This is a genomic window from Metamycoplasma neophronis (assembly GCF_006491995.1).
In the GTDB taxonomy this organism is placed as follows: Bacteria; Bacillota_I; Bacilli_A; order Mycoplasmatales; family Metamycoplasmataceae; genus Metamycoplasma; species Metamycoplasma neophronis.
In genome coordinates, this window is sequence record NZ_VHHP01000052.1 from 1 (window position 1) to 509 (window position 509).

The following is a 509-nucleotide window of genomic DNA, read 5'->3' on the forward strand; positions in this document are numbered from 1 at the left end:
GAGCACGTCCTCGGGCCCCGGCACATTGCTGACACACAGGTTGAACGTGTACGGCCAGGGTGGCTTCACCCCACTGAGCGTGCTGGCCAACTGCACCCCGTACGGCGCCATCAACGCGGCGCTATAGGCCAGGATCGCGTCCTTGTCCATGGACCTCAGCTGAGCCTTGGCCGCGCGGGTTGACGCCGTGACCGCCGCCAGCCGCTGCACCGGATCGGCAACGTCGGTACCCAACGTCGCCAGGATGGTCGCGACCGCGTTGCCGCCGCCCTCGTCGTCCTTGGGTCGCACGTTGACCGGCAAGACCACGATCAGCGACTTGTTGGGCAGCTCACCCAGCTCGTCCAGAAAACGTCGTAAGCCGCCTCCGATGATCGCCAACGCGACGTCGTTGATTGTGGCATCATATTGAGCCCCAATGGCTTTCAGTCGATCCAGCGGATATTGCTGGGTGGCGAAGCGGCGGTTGCGGCTGATGCGGGTGTTGAGTATGCAGTGCGGCGCTTGCA

Annotated in this window: 1 protein-coding gene; it reads right to left on the reverse strand. The window is 64.2% G+C overall.

Going from position 1 to position 509, the window contains the following annotated elements; translation table 4 throughout:
* On the reverse strand, positions 1-509 hold a 509-nt coding region (locus FJR74_RS08475; protein ID WP_140915075.1), incomplete at both ends, for a WS/DGAT domain-containing protein.